The following is a 19153-nucleotide window of genomic DNA, read 5'->3' on the forward strand; positions in this document are numbered from 1 at the left end:
ATATATGAAAAATTAGTGTGCCGGGCGCCACCCGGCACAATTGCAATCAGGCCGTACGCGCCACCGCGTCCCGTGACGCCGCATCGCGCTCATCGCCGGTCAGCTCGCTCAGCTTGCCGTCGCGCATCTCCAGCAGACGGTCGGCGTGAATGAAGTAGTGATCGTCATGGCTGATGGCAAAAATGGTTTTTCCCATCGCCTGCATCAGCGGCAGCAGGACCTGATAAAACTCGCGACGGAAGTGCGGGTCCTGATCGGCGGCCCACTCATCCAGCAGGATGATGTCACGCTCCTCGGCCAGGGCCAGCAGCAGCGCCACGCGCTTCTTCTGCCCTTTCGATAGTTTGAGATTCAGGATTTTGCCATCCTGTAGCTCCAGCTTGTGCGACATTTGCAGGTGCGCAAGCCACTTTTCCACCAGCGCCGGATCCGCCTGCTGCCCTTCCGGTCCCAGCAGCCGGTCAAACAGCCAGACGTCGGTAAATACCGCCGAGAAGAGCTTGCGGTAGTCCTCCGGTTTCTCCGCGCTCAGCGCTTTACCATCCAGCAAAATTTCACCCGTCTGCGGCTGGTAGAGGCCCGTCAGCAGCATCGCCAGCGTAGATTTGCCGCTGCCGTTGCCGCCGATAAGGAACAGCAGTTCGCCGCGGTGAATGGTCAGGTTTATCGGCCCTACGGAGAAGGCGTTATCCTGATAGCGGAAGGTAACGTTACGCAGCTCCAGCGTTTGCCAGTTCGGGAAGGCCTGCGGGCGCGGGAACTCAGCCTTAAACGGCGCAAGGTCGAATTTCTTCAGCTTGTTGAAGGCAACCTGAGCGCTCAGCAGCGTCGGCAGTGCGCCAACGGCCGACAGCAGCGGCGTGCGTAAAAACAGCAGCGTCAGGGAGTAGGTTGCCGCCACGTTGGTATCCGCCCACCCCAGGCTGTTCGCCATCCAGAACACCAGGCCAATCGCGCCCAGCATCATGATGTTGGACCAGTTCACGGCGCTCAGGTGGAACGTATCGGCGCGGATAATATGATGACGATATTCGTGCGCATCCGGGATATAAAGATGGTTGAAGATATGCTCGGCACGCTCGCGGTTCAGCGTCAGCTCTTTGCGCCCTTCCAGCACCGTCTGATAATCGTTATAGAGCTTGTCTTCCGTTTCGCGCAGCACTGCCATGTGCTTATAGACGCGTGATACCAGCAGGAACCCGCCCCAGATGGTAATAACAATCCACAGCGCCGTAACCGCCAGCATTTTGCTGGAGAGCCAGGCGAGATAGGCTGCCGAGCCAAATGTCAGGATGATCCCCTGCACCAGCTCCGGCAGGCGCACAAAGGCGATGGTAATGGCGCGCACATCGCTGGTCAGCCCCGCCAGCAGAGAGGCACTTCCCAGCTGCTCGATGCGTTCCACCTGAGTATCAAGGATCCGTTTGATGAACTCACTGCGCAGACGGAAAACGAAATGGTGGCCGAGGGCGGTCAGCGCCAGCTGTGACCCGAGCGTGACTGCCATCAGCAGCAGCAGTAAACCCAGAAATTCCGGCAGGACGGAGAGTGACGTGTCGACCATTTCGATCAAACGCACGTTAATGAAGGCAATCAGGCCGATCCCCAGCGCCGCGCTGGCAAGGCTTAACGCCATCACCGCGATAAAAGGCCAGCGATACTGCCGCCAGACAAGAAGAAGTAGTTGCATGCAGAGCAATCCGGACAAGAAAAATCAGCCAGCAGTGTAAACTGCCTTTCACACACATCAAGAATAATTCTTATTTTTATTCTCTGTATGCCGCCTGACGGAACGTGAGGTTGTAGCGAAATGCCCCCGCCACCGGGTGATCGCCAGGTTTAAGCGGCTGAATACCGTGGTAAAAAAGCCGTGATTCACCGCCCCAGACCACCACATCACCATGCTCCAGCATCAGCCGTTTGAGCGGGTCGTTGCGCCGCAGGCCGCCAAACTGAAAGACAGCGGGCAGCCCAAGGGATACCGAGACAATCGGCGCGCGCAGATCCGGCTCGTCCTTATCCTGATGCAAGGAGAGCTTTGCCCCAACGGCATAGCGGTTGATAAGACAGGCATCGGGTCGAAAATCAGGATAGCCGGCCGCCACGGCGGCGTCATGACACAGCGCCTGAAACGCCTCCGGCATCGGCGGCCACGGCTGATCCGTCAGCGGATCGTTCGCGGCATATACATAGCCCCGCTCATTCGTCGCCCATCCCAGTTCGCCGCAGTTGGTCATCGCCACGGACATGGTATACCCGCCCGGCGTAACCATATGGCGAAATGGTGAACAAGCGGTAACGGCATCAATACCGTCGAACAGCGCCGCCGCGCGGGAAAGCGCGAAGCGTCTCAGGATCGTCGCCCCCGGCGCGAGCGGCTCGTGCCAGGGTTCAGCATCAGCAAAAAGATCGAGCATTATCCCTCCGGGTTGTTCGCCTCACGTTTCAACAATAGCATCTTACACGCTGCTCCCCAGCGATAACCCGACAGCGCACCGTCGTTACGCACCACGCGGTGACAGGGGATGACTATCGCCAGTTTGTTGGCACCGCAGGCCCCCGCCACGGCACGTACGGCATTGGGTTTACCAATGGCCTTCGCCACCTGCTGATAGCTTGCCGTTTCACCGCAGGGGATATCCCGCAGCGCCTGCCAGACCTGCTGCTGGAAGGCGGTACCACGGATATCCAGCGGCAGCGTCAGCGGCGTCGCGCGGCTGTCGACAGAGGCAATAACCTGCCGAACACGCCCGGCAAACGCGCCTTCCATCGGTTCACGGACGGCAAGCGGAAACAGTGACAGCAGCTCAGCCGTCAGCCCGGCGTCGTCATCACCCAGCAGTATTGCGCAGATCCCGCGCTCGCTTTCCGCCACCAGACAGCGGCCCAGCGAGCAGTCACTGATGGCATAGCGGACCGCAGCCTCTCCGTTGCGGTACTGTTTTGCCGTCATGCCCAGCGCGCCGTTGGCTTTACGGTAGTAGCTGCTGCCGTCCGGAAAGCCAGCGGCCAGTACGGCGTCGGTGATTTTACCGCCCTGTGCAAGCAGGGTGCGCAGGCGTTGTTCACGCGCGGCCTGCTGCCATGCTTTCGGCGTCATGCCGGTGACGGATTTAAACAAGCGGTGGAAATGGAACGGACTCATGGCAACCTGCTGCGCCAGTGCCTCCAGGTTCAGCGCGGCATCCTGTTCAAGCAGTCGACAGGCCAGCGCAATGTTGGCCTTTTTCTGCGCCATAGGGTCGACCTGGTCCGGCCTACAGCGCTTACAGGGGCGGAAACCCGCCTGCGCGGCCTGGTGAGCATCAGGATAAAAGCAGACATTTTTACGCAGCGCGTGGCGGGCGCGGCAGGACGGACGACAATAAATGCCGGTCGTCTGCACGGCAAAGACAAACTGGTTATCCGCACGCGGATCGCGGGCCAGTACGGCCTGCCAGCGATCCTCATCGGTAAGATAGGTTGTGTTTTTCATTATCGGCTCCTCTTACAAGCATACGCTCAGCTTGCCTGAACGCCACCGAACAAAAACCCGCAACCTTGCTTTTTAATTTTTTTCGCTCACCAGGAAGCTATTGAACTGCGGCGAACTCCAGGTTTTAAATCCGTCAGCCTCTTTGGTGATCATATAGACGGCCAGCCCTTCCTGACGCACCACCTCTTTGGCCTTCTCCGTGCCGAGCACCATCAATCCGGTATCCCAGGCATCCGCTTCCAGCGCGGTTGGGGCTATCACCGTCACGGACACCAGGTTGTGGGTAATCGGGCGTCCGGTTTGCGGATCAATCACGTGCGAGATACGTTTGCCATCCAGCTCGTAATAGTTGCGGTAGCTTCCGGAGGTGCTGATACCATGCCCGTTGATGTCGACAATCGCCTGCACCGCGTTCTGCTGATCGGTTGGTTTTTGGATGGCCACTCGCCACGGCCTGCCGCTGGCGTTCATGCCCCGGCTGACGAGCGCGCCCCCGACGGAAACCAGATAACGCGGAATGCCTTCCTGCGCCATCAGGGCCGCGAGATGATCCGCAGCATACCCCTCGCCTACCGTGGAGAGATCCACAAACAGGTCGGGAATATCTTTTTGCAGGTATTGCTGACCGTACTGGGAGATCACCGCCAGATGCTGTAACCCCGTACGGGCGCGGGCGTCGTCGATGGCGGCTTGATCGGGTGTAGTCACCGGCTGCTTGTTGGGGCCAAATCCCCACAGGTTCACCAGCGGCCCCACGGTCACATCCATTGCGCCGTTGGTTTTGTAGCCCACGCGCATGGATTCCGTGACGATATCGGCCATCGCTTCGCTCACCGGCCACAGCGAGGTGCTGCTGGAGCGATTGAAACGCATCAGCGCTGAGTCATTTTTATAGGTAGAGAGTAGCTGATCGTCGGCATCCAGCTGCGCCTGAATTTTACCGCGTAATTCTTCAGCGCGGGATTTATCAATATCCATCACGCTGACGCGCCAGAAGGTCCCCATGGTTTTCCCTTCCAGCACCGTCGCGGCGGGTGCGTCGATTTTTGCGGGCTGTGTGGAAGAGTCACACGCGGTCAGGAGTAAAAAAGTCGCCAGAACGCTGGCGCGTAAAAAAGTCATATCCATTGGTTATTATCCTCATGCCAGGGCGGCAAGAGTACACTAAAACAGCGTATTTGTAAGACCCTAAAAAAGCATGAAAAAAGGGGCCTGATGGCCCCTTTGTCGCTGTATGAGCAATTAGAACTGGTAAACCAGACCCAGCGCGACGATATCGTCAGTACCGATACCTGCTGCGCGAGTGAAGTCGTTCTCATCAACCAGGTTGATTTTGTAATCAACGTAGGTGGACATGTTTTTGTTGAAGTAGTAAGTCGCGCCAACATCAACATATTTCAGCAGATCCTGGTCGCCGTAGCCGTTTTCCAGGTCCTTACCTTTAGATTGCAGGTACGCCACGGATGGACGCAGACCGAAGTCGAACTGATACTGCGCAACCACTTCGAAGTTCTGCGCTTTGTTAGCCCAGCCCAGGTCGCCCGCACGGGTCGCGTTGTAAGTCTGAGTATACTGTGCAGCCAGGTAGATGTTGTTCGCGTCGTATTTCAGACCACCGGTGTAGGTCTCTGCGCGATCGCCTTCACCGTAGAAGCCCGCAGCGTTCTGGTCAGCAGTACGTTTAGAACTGGTAACTGCCGTACCGATAGCGAAGCCTTCGCCCAGATCGTAGGTCAGAGAGCCGCCGTAGCCATCACCGTTCTGACGCAGCGCGTCACGACCGTTGTTGGTCTGGCCTTCGCCGCTTGCGCTGCCGTTTTTACCCTGGTACTGCAACGCGAAGTTCAGACCATCAACCAGACCGAAGAAGTCCTGGTTACGGTAGGTCGCGAAGCCGTTACCACGCTGCTGCATGAAGTTGTCAGAACCGTAGGTATCGCCGCCGAATTCCGGCAGAACGTCGGTCCATGAAGTCACATCGTAAACAACGCCGTAGTTACGACCGTAGTCGAATGAACCCGCATCAGCGAATTTCAGACCTGCGAACGCCACACGCGTCCATGAGTTGTTTTCGTTCTCACCAGAGTTACCCTGGATCTGGTATTCCCACTGGCCGTAACCGGTCAGCTGGTCGTTAACCTGAGTTTCGCCTTTGAAGCCCAGACGCATGTAGGTCTGGTCGCCGTCTGCACTGTCGTCATCAGAGAAATAGTGCAGACCATCCACTTTACCGTACAGATCTAATTTGTTGCCGTCTTTGTTATAAATTTCAGCCGCATTTGCTGCGCCTGCCACCAGCAGAGCTGGTACCAGGAGGGACAGTACTTTAACTTTCATTTTATTAACCCTCTGTTATATGCCTTATTATTTACCACTGCTTACTGGTCAACCCTCTTAACCAGTCGGCAAGTTCATTCTCCTCAAAAATGCAGAATAATCCAACAGGAATATGATACGAAAACTTTGAAGATGTTTCACTTTACCATCAACATGTTTCAATTTGTAAATTTGAAGGAACTTTTACAGAGCATAAATAGTTTAAAAATATAGCACGGATAATCAAAACAAAAATATATTCTATTTAATACAAGTGATTAGCTTAAAAAACAGTACAGCACTGAATGACAAAAAAATTCCCTTCAACACCACTAAAATAACTCTCGCTATCATCATTAACTTTATTTATTACCGTCATTCAGTTCTGAATGTCTGTTTATCCCTAATTTAACCGGATGCTTCGCATTCGGTTTTTTTTTACCTTTCTTTACGTCAGCCTACATTTTATGTGCTACCCCTCAGAAATGATAACGACTATTAACTAAATCCAGATTCCGGCTTTCGCTGAATTCTTTTTTATGCTATTGAAATTAATTTCTTGTTTATTCGTGCTATTTTCCTGCCGGTGCGATCGCGTATTTATACATTTCACGGGGTTTTGTACACCTTTCATCCGGGGACGTTGAAGCCGCTTACCCGGATAAAAAGTCAAGGTCATACCGTTAACGACGCTGGAAATTCAGTTATTACCCTTTATACTGCCCTATCCCATTACCGCGCGGCCATTACGGGTTAAACACATCGATGAGTCAGACTGAAACTACCGCCCCGAGCAAATTCTCCCTTCTACCGGGCAGCATCACCCGTTTCTTTCTTCTGTTGATCGTTGTGCTGTTAGTCACAATGGGGGTGATGGTTCAGAGCGCCGTTAATACCTGGCTTAAAGATAAAAGCTATCAAATCGTCGATATCACCCATGCGGTGCACAAGCGCATTGATACGTGGCGCTATGCGACCTGGCAAATCTACGACAATATCGCTGCCGCGCCTGCCACCTCGTCAGGCGAAGGGTTGCAGGAAACGCGCCTTAAGCAGGATGTGTATTACCTTGAAAAACCGCAGCGCAAGACGGAAGCCCTGATTTTCGGCTCGCACGACAGCGCAACGCTTGAGATGACGCAGCGGATCTCCTCCTATCTGGACACCCTGTGGGGCGCCGAGACCGTACCGTGGTCAATGTATTACCTGAACGGTCAGGACAACAGCATGATCCTGATCTCGACCCTGCCGCTTAAGGATCTCTCCTCCGGCTTTAAAGAGACCACCGTTGGCAGTATTGTTGATTCCCGTCGGGCAGAAATGCTGCAACAGGCCAACGCGCTGGACGAGCGAGAAAGTTTCTCGTCACTACGCCGTCTTGCCTGGCAGAATGGCCACTACTTTACGCTGCGAACCACCTTTAACCAGCCGGGCCATCTGGCGACCGTGGTTGCCTTCGACCTGCCGATTAACGATCTCATCCCACCGGATATGCCGCTGGACAGTTTCCGTCTGGAGCCAGACAACAGCACCCAAAATATGCGCACGCCGTCGGATAAAGAAGGCGCGGACAGCGTAGCGATCTCCTTTAATGGCTCAAAGATTGAGATTGCCTCATCGCTCAACTCAACCGGTATGCGTCTGGTGTGGCAGGTGCCTTTTGGCACCCTGATGCTTGATACTCTGCAAAACATTCTGCTGCCGCTGTTGCTGAATATTGGCCTGCTGGCGCTGGCGCTGTTTGGCTACAGCACCTTCCGTTTCCAGTCGGGCCGCCAGAGCGACTCGACGTCGGTATCAGCCGGGACCAGCAACGAGTTGCGCATTCTTCGTGCCCTGAATGAAGAGATTATTTCCGTGCTGCCGCTTGGGGTGCTCGTTCACGACCAGGAGGCTAACCGCACGGTAATGAGCAATAAAATTGCCGATCACCTTCTGCCGCATCTTAACCTGCAAAATATTACGGCCATGGCGGACCAGCACCAGGGCGTTATTCAGGCCACCGTTAATAATGAACTGTATGAGATCCGCCAGTTCCGCAGTCAGGTCGCCTCGCGCACGCAAATCTTCATCATTCGCGATCAGGATCGCGAAGTGCTGGTGAATAAAAAGCTCAAGCAGGCGCAAAGGCTGTACGAGAAAAACCAACATGGCCGCGCGGCGTTTATGCAAAATATTGGCGATGCCTTTAAACAACCGTTGAAGTCACTCGCCACGCAGATTGCTGATCTGAGCACGCCGGAAAGCCGACAGCTCAGCAGCCAGGCCGACTCCCTGGTTCGTCTGGTGGACGAAATCCAGCTTGCGAACATGCTGGAAAATGACATCTGGAAGGGCACCCCTACGCTCTTCTCCATTCAGGACCTGATTGATGAGGTGGTGCCGGAAGTCCTGCCGGTGATCAAGCGCAAGGGACTCCAGCTGCTGATCAACAACCATTTACCGGCCAACGACGAACGTCACGGCGATCGCGATGCCCTGCGTCGCATCCTGATGATGTTGATACAGTATGCCGTCACCACGACGCAGATCGGCAAGATCACCCTTGAAGTCAGCACCGATGAGTCCACCGACGATCGTCTGACGTTCCGCATTCTGGATACGGGCGAAGGCGTCACAGTGAGCGAAATTGATAACCTGCACTTCCCGTTCCTGAACGATACCCAGCGCGACCACTACGGCAAGGCGAATGCCCTCACCTTCTGGCTCTGCGATCAGCTGGCGCGTAAGCTGGGCGGTCATCTGAACATCAAGGCGCGCGAATCCCTCGGCACCCGCTACTCTTTACACGTGAAAATGGCGGCGAATCCCCAGGAAGAGGATGAAGAGCGTCTGCTGGACGATGTGGTGGTGATGGTGGATGTGACCTCCAGTGAGATCCGTAATATCGTCGTTCGTCAGCTGGAAAACTGGGGGGCGTCCTGCATTACCCCGGACGAAAGGCTCGCGAGTCAAGAATTTGATCTATTTTTAACTGATAATCCGTCTAATCTTACTGCCTCAGGCTTGCTTTTAAGCGATGATGAGCCAGGCGTGCGGAAAATCGGCCCTGGGCAGCTGCGCGTCAACTTTAATATGAGCAATGCAATGCAGGAAGCTGTATTACAACTGATTGAAGAGAATCTGGCGCAGGAAGAGATCCTGGAGTCACCGTTAGGCGGCGATGAAAATGCCGAACTCCATGCCAGCGGATATTATTCGCTCTTCGTTGATACAGTACCAGATGATGTTAAGCGGTTGTATACTGAGTCCGCTGCGCAGGATTTTGCAGCGCTGGCACAGACAGCACACCGGCTTAAAGGGGTGTTTGCCATGCTTAATCTGGTTCCCGGCAAGCAGTTATGTGAAACGCTGGAACATCTAATTCGTGAGAAAGATGCCTCTGGCATTGAAAAATACATCAGCGACATTGACGCTTACGTCAAGAGCTTGCTGTAGCAAGGTAGCCTTATACATGAACAATATGAACGTAATTATTGCCGATGACCATCCGATTGTACTGTTCGGTATTCGCAAATCACTTGAACAGATCGAGTGGGTGAATGTAGTCGGTGAATTTGAAGATTCCACAGCCCTCATTAACAATCTGCCTAAACTTGATGCGCACGTGCTCATTACCGATCTCTCCATGCCTGGAGATAAGTACGGTGATGGGATCACGCTCATCAAATACATTAAACGCCACTTCCCGGACATTTCGATCATTGTTCTGACCATGAACAATAACCCGGCGATCCTGAGCGCCGTTCTGGATCTCGATATTGAAGGGATTGTGCTGAAACAAGGCGCACCTACCGATCTGCCAAAAGCGCTGGCGGCGCTACAGAAAGGGAAGAAATTCACTCCTGAGAGCGTCTCACGCCTGCTTGAAAAAATCAGCGCGGGTGGTTATGGCGACAAGCGTCTCTCGCCTAAAGAGAGTGAAGTTCTGCGTCTGTTCGCTGAAGGTTTCCTGGTCACTGAAATCGCCAAAAAGCTGAACCGCAGTATTAAAACCATCAGTAGCCAGAAAAAATCCGCAATGATGAAGCTGGGTGTGGATAACGATATCGCCCTGCTGAACTATCTCTCTTCCGTGACGCTGAGCGCAACGGACAAAGATTGATCTTCGCTGTCTACGCCGGGTGGCGCTCGCGCTTACCCGGCCTACAGCCGCCGGAGAAATAAAAAAGGCCCTTTCGGGCCTTTTTTATTGTCTCGCTTTTCGTACCCGCTCCGCATACACGGACAGCGTCTGCTTCAGTACATCCAGCGTGACCGGCTTCGACAGGCAGCTGTCCATTCCCGATTCCAGACAGCGCTGCTTCTCCTCCGCCAGCGCGTTGGCTGTCACCCCTACCACCGGCAGCGTCAGCCCCAACTGTCGGATACGCTGCGTCAGACGGTAGCCGTCCATGTTAGGCATGTTCACATCGCTGAGCACAATATCAATATGGTTCTTACTTAAGACATTCAGGGCATCCACGCCATCATTGGCCGTTTTACACTGATAGCCCAGAGAGCCAAGCTGATCTGCGAGCAGACGACGGTTAATTGGATGATCGTCGACGACCAGAATCATCATATCGTCGTTCACCGACGCCAGCTCATCAGGGGAAGCCAGCACGGTGGCGCCGTCGCTGTCCTCAAGCTGCACGCTGTAAATACGCGCCAGCAAGCCCAGCAGCTCGTGCGGTGTCGCCACGCTGTGCACCCATACCCCAGGCGAACGCTCAAGCGGAATACCGATATGACGGCGGCAGAACATCACTACGCCCCGCCCCGCCCACGCCTGCTCCGGCTCAACGTCGGTGATCAGCATGTCATCCGCGTCCGGCGTCTGGCCTTCGTAGCGTGAAACCCGCACGCCGCTGCTGGTCAGCATCGAGGTCAGGAAATCATGTAAGGAGGCGTTGTGCACCGCCAGCCAGCAGTGCTTATCGCTCAGCCCGTCGACGGTGGTTTTCGCCGGATAGTGCGCCGAATAGAGCGGAATACGAATGGTGAACTGGCTGCCCATGCCTGGCTCTGTATCGACGGAGATATCTCCATCCATCATACTGATAAGCTTCTCGCAAATCGCCAGACCTAGCCCGGTCCCCTGGAAATTACGCTGGACGCCGGTTCCCACCTGGAAGAACGGATCGAACAGGCGAACGACCTCTTTCGCCGGAATGCCAACACCCGTGTCGCGCACGCGAATGGTCAGGTACTCCCCTGCCCGACAGACGTGCAGCACAATACAGCCGATATCGGTAAATTTGATGGCGTTGCTCAGCAGGTTTGAGATGACCTGTTGCAGACGCATCGGATCGCCATGCAGCGTCAGCGGCACATCCGGCTCGATAAAGCAGTACAGCCCAAGCTGTTTACGCACCACCAGCGGCAGGTAGTTAGCGCAGATATGGTTCATCACTTCGCGCGGGGAGAACTCGCGCGGCTCTATTTTCAACTGCTCGGATTCAATTTTAGAGAAATCGAGAATATCGCTGATGATTTTCAGCAGCAGGCTGGACGAGTTGTTCATGGCCGTCACCAGCCGGTCGACCCCTTTCGGCAGCTCTTTGGTCTGGAGCAGGTCGAGGTTACCGATAATGCCGTACAGCGGCGTTCGCAGCTCATGGCTGACGGTCGCGAGGAACATCGATTTCGACTGACTGGCCTGCTCCGCCGCCTGCGCCATATCCTGCAATGACTCTTCCATTTTCACGCGCGCAGAGACGTCCACCAGCACGCAAATGGCCACGTTTTCATTGCGGTAGCGAGAATGGACGAAGCTGATTTGCAGGTTGGTGTGGGTGCTGGTCAGCACATCCACAAAGTTAACCTGCTGACCGCAGATGATCTGCGTTAACCGCTGGCGGTCTTCATGCGTGAGCATGTTCAGGTAGTTATGGGCAAGCTCGTTACTGAGGATATTTGTCCCGTCCTGAGTACGCAGGATGCAGATCCCTACCGGCGCCGAGGCGACAATTTTACGGTTAAACTGCTCATGCTCTTCCAGACGCTGAGCATCCGCTTCCGCAGGAATAAAGATCCGCCGCTCATACATTCTCGCCAGCATAAACAGCGCGACGCCTACCGCGATGTTTAGCAAAATGGCGTTAAGGATCAGGATGCGAATGCGCTCCAGGACCTTGTCCACCGGCAGCGAGTAGACAATGCTCAGCGACGATGGCGGTAAACTTTTCTTCAGCACCAGCTCGCGGAACCCGGAGGTATAGCCAAACCATGACCGCTCCTGCATCCAGCTGGGTTCCACCTTCAGGCGGTTTTCAGGCCCGGTAAGGGAGATGAGCGGATGGCCGTTTTCATCCAGAATGGTCACGCCCATCGGCAGACTGCCCGGCGTGAAGAAGTTTTCCATACGGATGGTTTGTTCAATCCCCAGCAGCGCTTGCAGGCGGTTTCCGAGGTAAACCGGAGTCAGGGCATAGAAATAGCCGACGCCCATGCGCGGCCCCTGGCTTATCCAGAAGATGTTGTTCCCGCGCTCTTCCTGAGGCGCATTGCGGTATTTCACTATACGCTCATGCAGACTTTTCAGCGCGTCTTCGCGTTCGACGGGCATATCCCGCAGGCCGAAATCCGCCATGCAGAGATTTTCGTTGCCAATCAGGTAGACACGGTTCAGATCGTAGGCGGCCGAGAAATTATCGCGCCAGTAGCGCATAAACCATGAGAGGGACTCCAGTGAACCACGCCAGGCTTTGCTCATGGCGGAACAATCGGAGTCCGGGAAGAGCGGTTCGAAATCAGGTACTTCGGTTTTTTCATCCCGACCGCGGATAGCAAGAATGCCGTTCTCCGCCGTGAGTCGATTCTCAGCAATATACTTAAGCTCTTTCATCACGTCAGACGTGCGCTGGATATAGCGCTGAGCCTGATCCGAGCTTAAGTTAAACTCCTGGCGGATCTCCGCTTCTTTCTGGTGTAACGCGTTAACGATGTAAAACACCGAGAGCAGTGCCACCAGCAACCATAGCAGTAGCGCAAGCGCCCGAAACAGATAGCGAGAGACTTTTAACGTGGTACGAAAGGAGACGAGGTATTTCAAAGGGGCGAGGCTCCGCCGTCGGGGTCAAAAAGAATGTGGTTAAGGTAGCGGTAAACGCGGCTTGTCGCAACGTTCACTTGTCTGCTTGCGCAAAACAAAAGGGCCGGAAACCGGCCCTTTATGCGTCAGGAGACGTTACTCGTCAGCGTCATCCGCTACTTCATCATCGGTGTCCGCTTCCGGGGCGATTTCATCATCCCCTTCCGCAACGCTGCCGTCGATAGAGTCGAGCTCTTCGTCATCCACCGGCTCAGCAACGCGTTGCAGACCGACGACGTTTTCATCTTCCGCAGTGCGGATGAGGATAACGCCCTGGGTGTTACGACCCACCACGCTGATCTCAGACACGCGGGTACGCACCAGCGTACCGGCATCGGTGATCATCATGATCTGGTCCGCGTCGTCCACCTGCACCGCGCCAACAACGGAACCGTTGCGCTCGGTCACTTTGATGGAGATAACGCCCTGCGTGCCGCGTGACTTGGTCGGGTATTCGCTTTCCGCCGTACGTTTACCGTAGCCGTTCTGGGTGACGGTCAGGATTGCGCCTTCGCCACGCGGAACGATCAGGGAAACCACGCTGTCTTCACCCGCCAGCTTGATACCACGCACGCCGGTCGCCGTACGACCCATTGCGCGCACGGCGTTCTCTTTAAAGCGCACCACTTTACCGGCGGCAGAGAACAGCATCACTTCATCGGAACCGGAGGTCAGATCCACGCCAATCAGCTCATCGCCTTCGTTCAGGTTCACCGCGATGATCCCGGCAGAACGTGGACGGCTGAACTCGGTCAGCGCAGTTTTCTTCACGGTACCGCTCGCGGTCGCCATAAAGACGTTCACGCCCTCTTCGTACTCGCGTACCGGCAGAATGGCGGTGATACGTTCGTTCGCTTCCAGCGGCAGCAGGTTGACGATTGGTCGACCCCGCGCGCCACGGCTCGCTTCCGGCAGCTGATAGACTTTCATCCAGTACAGACGGCCCCGGCTGGAGAAGCAGAGGATCGTGTCGTGGGTGTTGGCCACCAGCAGACGGTCAATAAAGTCTTCTTCTTTAATACGCGCCGCAGATTTGCCTTTACCGCCACGACGCTGTGCTTCGTAGTCGGTCAACGGCTGATACTTCACGTAGCCCTGGTGAGACAGCGTCACTACCACGTCTTCGCGGTTGATCAGATCTTCAATGTTGATATCAGAGCTGTTGGCTGTGATTTCGGTGCGACGCTCGTCGCCGAACTGATCGCGAACCAGCTCCAGCTCTTCACGGATCACTTCCATCAGGCGCTCTGCGCTACCCAGGATATGCAGCAGCTCGGCAATCTGCTCCAGCAGCTCTTTGTACTCGTCGAGCAGTTTTTCATGCTCAAGGCCGGTCAGTTTCTGCAAACGCAGATCCAGAATCGCCTGGGCCTGCTGTTCAGTCAGGTAGTACTGACCGTCACGCACGCCGAATTCCGGTTCCAGCCACTCAGGACGCGCGGCGTCATCACCGGCACGTTCCAGCATTGCCGCCACGTTGCCCAGATCCCATGGACGCGCAACCAGCGACGCCTTCGCTTCTGCCGGCGTCGGCGCACGGCGGATCAGCTCGATGATCGGGTCGATGTTCGCCAGCGCAACGGCCAGTGCTTCAAGGATATGGGCACGGTCGCGCGCTTTGCGCAGTTCGAAGATGGTACGACGGGTCACCACTTCACGGCGGTGACGCACGAACGCGCTCAGGATCTCTTTCAGGTTCATGATCTTCGGCTGGCCATGGTGCAGCGCAACCATGTTGATACCGAAGGAGACCTGAAGCTGAGTCTGGGAGTAAAGGTTGTTCAGCACAACTTCACCCACCGCGTCGCGCTTGATTTCAATCACGATGCGCATACCGTCTTTATCAGACTCGTCACGCAGCGCGCTGATGCCTTCAACGCGTTTTTCTTTTACCAGCTCGGCGATTTTTTCAATCAGTCGCGCTTTGTTCACCTGATACGGGATCTCGTGAACAATAATGGTTTCACGGCCGGTTTTAGCGTCCGCTTCCACTTCGGCGCGGGCACGGATGTAAATCTTGCCGCGACCGGTGCGGTACGCTTCTTCAATACCGCGACGGCCATTGATGATTGCCGCCGTCGGGAAGTCCGGGCCCGGGATGTGTTCCATCAGCCCTTCAATGCTGATGTCTTCATCGTCAATGTAGGCCAGGCAGCCGTTGATCACTTCCGTGATATTGTGCGGTGGAATGTTGGTTGCCATACCGACGGCGATACCGGACGAACCGTTCACCAGCAGGTTTGGGATCTTCGTTGGCATAACGTCAGGAATTTTTTCCGTGCCGTCGTAGTTATCAACGAAATCAACCGTCTCTTTTTCCAGGTCAGCCATCAGCTCATGGGCAATCTTCGCCAGACGGATTTCCGTATAACGCATTGCCGCGGCGGAGTCGCCGTCGATAGAACCAAAGTTACCCTGACCATCTACCAGCATGTAACGCAGCGAGAAGGGCTGCGCCATACGGACAATGGTGTCGTACACCGCGGAATCACCATGAGGATGGTATTTACCGATTACGTCACCAACGACACGGGCAGATTTTTTGTAGGCTTTATTCCAGTCATTGCCCAATACGTTCATGGCGTATAGTACGCGACGGTGTACCGGCTTCAGGCCATCGCGGACGTCCGGCAGCGCACGGCCAACAATGACCGACATCGCATAGTCCAGATAGGAGCTTTTCAGCTCTTCCTCGATGTTAACCGGTGTAATTTCTCTCGCAAGGTCGCTCATCTAACCGCTATCCCTCTACTGTATCCCGGATTCAAAGGTCGCAAATTATAACACAGCCGCGGTGATACAGGTAAACCTATACGCTTTATTCACAGGGATTGCCTGATATACTCATTTGTCTTGCTAAATAAGGAGTAAAAGCGCCCATGAATGCCGAAAAATCCCCGGTGGCTCACAACGTTGACCACGAAGAGATTGCCAAATTTGAAGCGGTGGCGTCCCGCTGGTGGGATCTCGAAGGTGAGTTCAAACCTCTGCATCGTATTAACCCGCTGCGTCTGGGCTATATCGCGGAGCGTTCCGGCGGTCTGTTCGGTAAGAAAGTGCTCGACGTCGGCTGCGGCGGCGGCATCCTGGCGGAAAGTATGGCGCGTGAAGGGGCCACCGTCACCGGTCTGGACATGGGCTTCGAACCTCTACAGGTTGCGCGTCTTCATGCGCTGGAGTCCGGCGTACAGGTAGAATATGTCCAGGAAACCGTGGAAGAGCACGCGGCAAAACATGCGCACCAGTATGACGTGGTGACCTGCATGGAGATGCTGGAGCACGTTCCCGATCCGCAGTCGGTGGTCAGCGCCTGTGCAAAACTGGTGAAACCGGGTGGACAGGTCTTCTTCTCGACCATCAACCGCAACGGCAAAGCCTGGCTGATGGCCGTGGTAGGCGCGGAATACGTGCTGCGCATGGTGCCGAAAGGGACGCACGACGTGAAGAAGTTCATCAAGCCTGCCGAACTGCTGGGCTGGGTTGACCAGACATGGCTTAAGGAGCAGCACATGACGGGCCTGCACTACAATCCGCTGACGGATAAATTCAAACTTGCCCCAGGTGTGGATGTTAACTATATGTTGCACACAACCGCCAAAAACGACTAACGTCATCCGTTATTCTTATAATGATTGCGCGACATCATGTTGCGCAATTCTGACCTCCCGTTGAAGAAATCAGCACTCGATCAAATTTTGAATTTTTTTTCTTAATTATTGACATCTCTTCCAGGCCTTACGGCACGAGGACTTAGCCTTTTTTACCCTTTCACAACCTCAATTTAACGTCAAAATCAACCCTTGTGCTGAAAAGATTCGATACTAGAATACTCACCATATAGCGTTCTTCTTATCGCAAAACCCCTATATGTAGTATTTATCCACAGAGTTAGTCACAAGACGGTTCTGTGGATAAGCGGGGGATATTTTTTTATTTCACGGACAGGTAAAAACCCACATGAATCAGAGTCTGCTGGTGACAAAGCGCGACGGTACCACCGAGCGTATCAATCTGGACAAAATCCATCGAGTTCTCGACTGGGCAGCAGAAGGACTGAACAACGTATCTATCTCCCAGGTTGAACTGCGTTCTCACATTCAGTTCTACGACGGCATCAAAACGTCTGATATCCACGAAACCATTATCAAAGCCGCGGCAGATCTGATCTCCCGCGACGCACCGGATTATCAGTACCTCGCTGCGCGTCTGGCGATTTTCCACCTGCGTAAAAAAGCCTACGGCCAGTTCGAGCCGCCGAAGCTTTACGATCACGTAGTGAAAATGGTCGAGCTGGGCAAATACGACACGCATCTGCTGGAAGACTATACGGAAGAAGAGTTCGAGCAGATGAACGGGTTTATCGATCACTGGCGCGACATGAACTTCTCCTACGCGGCGGTGAAGCAGCTCGAAGGTAAATACCTGGTTCAGAACCGTGTGACGGGCGAAATCTACGAGAGCGCCCAGTTCCTCTATATTCTGGTGGCCGCCTGCCTGTTCTCTAATTACCCGCGTGAAACCCGTCTGGACTACGTGAAGCGTTTCTACGATGCGGTCTCTACGTACAAGATTTCTCTGCCTACGCCAATCATGTCTGGCGTGCGTACCCCTACCCGTCAGTTCAGCTCCTGCGTACTGATCGAGTGTGGTGACAGCCTGGATTCCATCAACGCGACCTCCAGCGCCATCGTGAAATACGTCTCCCAGCGTGCCGGTATCGGCATCAACGCCGGCCGTATCCGTGCACTGGGCAGCCCGATCCGCGGCGGTGAAGCGTTCCACACCGGCTGTATTCCGTTCTACAAGCACTTCCAGACGGCAGTAAAATCCTGCTCTCAGGGCGGCGTGCGTGGTGGTGCAGCGACCCTGTTCTACCCGATGTGGCACCTGGAAGTGGAAAGCCTGCTGGTTCTGAAGAACAACCGCGGCGTGGAAGGCAACCGCGTGCGTCACATGGACTACGGCGTGCAGATCAACAAGCTGATGTACACCCGTCTGCTGAAAGGGGAAGACATCACCCTGTTCAGCCCGTCCGACGTCCCGGGTCTGTACGACGCCTTCTTCGCCGATCAGGACGAGTTCGAGCGTCTGTACACCAAATATGAAAAAGACGACAGCATCCGCAAGCAGCGCGTGAAAGCGGTCGATCTGTTCTCCCTGATGATGCAGGAACGTGCTTCTACCGGCCGTATCTACATCCAGAACGTTGACCACTGCAACACCCACAGCCCGTTCGATCCGGTGGTTGCACCAGTGCGCCAGTCCAACCTGTGCCTGGAGATCGCCCTGCCGACTAAACCGCTGGAAGACGTGAACGACGAAAACGGTGAAATCGCGCTTTGTACGCTGTCCGCGTTCAACCTGGGTGCGATTAAGAGCCTGGACGAGCTGGAAGAGCTGGCGGTGCTGGCGGTTCGTGCGCTCGACGCCCTGCTGGATTACCAGGATTACCCAATCCCGGCGGCAAAACGCGGCGCAATGGGCCGTCGCACTTTAGGTATCGGCGTGATCAACTTCGCCTACTGGCTGGCGAAAAACGGCAAGCGTTACTCCGACGGCAGCGCCAACAATCTGACGCACCAGACGTTCGAAGCGATCCAATACTACCTGATGAAAGCCTCTAACGAGCTGGCGAAAGAGCAAGGCGCGTGCCCGTGGTTCAACGAAACCACCTACGCGAAAGGCATTCTGCCGATCGACACCTACAAAAAAGACCTGGATGCGATCGTCAGCGAGCCGCTGCACCTCGACTGGGAAGGCCTGCGCGAGTCCATTAAAACTCACGGTCTGCGTAACTCCACGCTCTCTGCCCTGATGCCGTCCGAGACCTCTTCGCAGATCTCCAACGCCACCAACGGTATTGAGCCACCGCGCGGCCACGTCAGCATCAAAGCGTCGAAAGACGGCGTGCTGCGTCAGGTGGTGCCGGATTACGAAACGCTGGGTGACAACTACGAGCTGCTGTGGGAAATGCCAAACAACGACGGCTATCTGCAACTGGTGGGTATCATGCAGAAGTTTATCGACCAGTCGATCTCTGCCAATACCAACTACGACCCGACGCGCTTCCCGTCTGGCAAGGTTCCGATGCAGCAACTGCTGAAAGACCTGCTCACCGCCTACAAATTTGGCGTGAAAACGCTGTACTATCACAACACCCGTGATGGTGCGGAAGACGCCCAGGACGACCTGGTGCCGTCAATTCAGGACGATGGCTGCGAAAGCGGCGCATGTAAGATCTAATAAATTCCCTCACCCTAACCCTCTCCCACAGGGAGAGGGAACTC

At 55.0% G+C, this 19153-nt stretch carries 11 protein-coding genes; 4 read left to right on the forward strand and 7 right to left on the reverse strand.

Annotated features, from left to right (window positions below; all coding sequences use genetic code 11):
• Positions 1-46: 46 nt before the first annotated feature.
• The 5 genes from ACOTYH_RS15035 to ACOTYH_RS15055 form a co-directional block, all read right to left on the reverse strand.
• Complete coding sequence (locus ACOTYH_RS15035; RefSeq protein WP_045338072.1) at positions 47-1690, reverse strand: multidrug ABC transporter permease/ATP-binding protein; 1644 nt, start codon at positions 1688-1690, stop codon at positions 47-49.
• Positions 1691-1766: 76 nt separating this feature from the next.
• On the reverse strand, positions 1767-2417 hold the full coding sequence (gene alkB / locus ACOTYH_RS15040; RefSeq protein WP_003859395.1) for a DNA oxidative demethylase AlkB: 651 nt from the start codon (positions 2415-2417) through the stop codon (positions 1767-1769).
• The gene (ada, locus tag ACOTYH_RS15045) at positions 2417-3475 is read right to left on the reverse strand and encodes a bifunctional DNA-binding transcriptional regulator/O6-methylguanine-DNA methyltransferase Ada (protein ID WP_421637806.1); all 1059 of its coding nucleotides are present in this window, start codon (positions 3473-3475) and stop codon (positions 2417-2419) included. The genes alkB and ada overlap by 1 nt, the downstream gene beginning before the upstream one ends.
• A 72-nt stretch (positions 3476-3547) precedes the next feature.
• Positions 3548-4603 (reverse strand): FAD:protein FMN transferase ApbE, encoded by a 1056-nt coding sequence (apbE, locus tag ACOTYH_RS15050; RefSeq protein ID WP_015572290.1) that lies wholly within the window; start codon positions 4601-4603, stop codon positions 3548-3550.
• 114 nt (positions 4604-4717) lie between these two features.
• Positions 4718-5812 (reverse strand): porin OmpC, encoded by a 1095-nt coding sequence (locus ACOTYH_RS15055; protein WP_032648928.1) that lies wholly within the window; start codon positions 5810-5812, stop codon positions 4718-4720.
• Positions 5813-6556: 744 nt separating this feature from the next.
• Here ACOTYH_RS15055 and rcsD point away from each other — a divergent pair.
• Together rcsD and rcsB are read left to right on the forward strand one after the other, a co-directional pair.
• The gene (gene rcsD, locus ACOTYH_RS15060; protein ID WP_017383411.1) at positions 6557-9229 is read left to right on the forward strand and encodes a phosphotransferase RcsD; all 2673 of its coding nucleotides are present in this window, start codon (positions 6557-6559) and stop codon (positions 9227-9229) included.
• 16 nt (positions 9230-9245) lie between these two features.
• Positions 9246-9896: a response regulator transcription factor RcsB gene (gene rcsB, locus ACOTYH_RS15065; protein ID WP_003859405.1), complete on the forward strand. Its 651-nt coding sequence runs from the start codon at positions 9246-9248 to the stop codon at positions 9894-9896.
• A gap of 84 nt (positions 9897-9980) precedes the next feature.
• Here the strand turns inward: rcsB and rcsC are convergent, their stop codons facing one another.
• Positions 9981-12827 carry a two-component system sensor histidine kinase RcsC gene (rcsC, locus tag ACOTYH_RS15070; protein WP_017693023.1) on the reverse strand — a complete coding sequence of 949 codons (2847 nt, stop codon included), beginning with the start codon at positions 12825-12827 and terminating at the stop codon, positions 9981-9983.
• A gap of 135 nt (positions 12828-12962) precedes the next feature.
• Entirely contained in the window at positions 12963-15599 is a 2637-nt protein-coding gene (gene gyrA, locus ACOTYH_RS15075; protein WP_017693022.1) for a DNA topoisomerase (ATP-hydrolyzing) subunit A, read from the reverse strand.
• Between the two features lie 146 nt (positions 15600-15745).
• On the opposite strand from gyrA, the gene ubiG reads away from it, so the two are divergent.
• Both ubiG and nrdA read left to right on the forward strand, forming a co-directional pair.
• A complete protein-coding gene (gene ubiG / locus ACOTYH_RS15080; RefSeq protein WP_006811346.1) occupies positions 15746-16474 on the forward strand; it encodes a bifunctional 2-polyprenyl-6-hydroxyphenol methylase/3-demethylubiquinol 3-O-methyltransferase UbiG in 729 nt (242 codons plus the stop codon).
• Positions 16475-16823: 349 nt separating this feature from the next.
• Positions 16824-19109 (forward strand): class 1a ribonucleoside-diphosphate reductase subunit alpha, encoded by a 2286-nt coding sequence (gene nrdA / locus ACOTYH_RS15085; RefSeq protein ID WP_421637807.1) that lies wholly within the window; start codon positions 16824-16826, stop codon positions 19107-19109.
• The last annotated feature ends 44 nt before the right edge of the window (positions 19110-19153 follow it).

The sequence above is a fragment of the Enterobacter cloacae complex sp. SHL001 genome, assembly GCF_049236825.1.
GTDB lineage: Bacteria > Pseudomonadota > Gammaproteobacteria > Enterobacterales > Enterobacteriaceae > Enterobacter > Enterobacter hormaechei_C.

Excerpts from the sequence above, each read along its gene's own strand:
- ACOTYH_RS15035 (WP_045338072.1), bottom strand. The coding sequence starts at position 1,690 with ATGCAACTACTTCTTCTTGTCTGGCGGCAGTATCGCTGGCCTTTTATC.
- ubiG (WP_006811346.1), top strand. The coding sequence starts at position 15,746 with ATGAATGCCGAAAAATCCCCGGTGGCTCACAACGTTGACCACGAAGAG.
- gyrA (WP_017693022.1), bottom strand. The coding sequence starts at position 15,599 with ATGAGCGACCTTGCGAGAGAAATTACACCGGTTAACATCGAGGAAGAG.
- apbE (WP_015572290.1), bottom strand. The coding sequence starts at position 4,603 with ATGGATATGACTTTTTTACGCGCCAGCGTTCTGGCGACTTTTTTACTC.
- ACOTYH_RS15055 (WP_032648928.1), bottom strand. The coding sequence starts at position 5,812 with ATGAAAGTTAAAGTACTGTCCCTCCTGGTACCAGCTCTGCTGGTGGCA.
- ada (WP_421637806.1), bottom strand. The coding sequence starts at position 3,475 with ATGAAAAACACAACCTATCTTACCGATGAGGATCGCTGGCAGGCCGTA.
- rcsB (WP_003859405.1), top strand. The coding sequence starts at position 9,246 with ATGAACAATATGAACGTAATTATTGCCGATGACCATCCGATTGTACTG.
- rcsD (WP_017383411.1), top strand. The coding sequence starts at position 6,557 with ATGAGTCAGACTGAAACTACCGCCCCGAGCAAATTCTCCCTTCTACCG.
- nrdA (WP_421637807.1), top strand. The coding sequence starts at position 16,824 with ATGAATCAGAGTCTGCTGGTGACAAAGCGCGACGGTACCACCGAGCGT.
- alkB (WP_003859395.1), bottom strand. The coding sequence starts at position 2,417 with ATGCTCGATCTTTTTGCTGATGCTGAACCCTGGCACGAGCCGCTCGCG.